Annotated in this window: 1 protein-coding gene; it reads right to left on the reverse strand. The window is 46.0% G+C overall.

Annotated features, from left to right (window positions below):
- Positions 1-78 precede the first annotated feature (78 nt).
- On the reverse strand, positions 79-272 hold a 194-nt coding region (locus tag LJE08_RS14010; protein ID WP_227403581.1), incomplete at its 5' end, for a hypothetical protein.

Genomic DNA, 272 nt, shown 5'->3' on the forward strand with positions numbered 1-272 from the left:
CACGCATCAAGCGGTAAATTCGTTTGTGATTGGGCAGTGGACGACTGATAATTCGGTAGTAGTCACGTACTTGCGCGCTCAGCCGACGAACACCATAGTCGCCCTCAAAATATTCAAACAGGCCCTTCCCTCAAAATATTCAAACAGGCCCTTGATGACGGATTTAAGCTCTTCTTCGGCTTCATCAGGGTGTTCAAACTTAGCCTGCCAATACTGGTAAGTCGACATAGAGATTGGCAGTGCTTCAATCAGGTCTTTCAAACGATATTTTG

The sequence above is a fragment of the Holdemanella sp. DFI.5.55 genome (genome assembly GCF_020593575.1).
In the GTDB taxonomy this organism is placed as follows: Bacteria; Bacillota_I; Bacilli_A; order Erysipelotrichales; family Erysipelotrichaceae; genus Holdemanella; species Holdemanella hominis.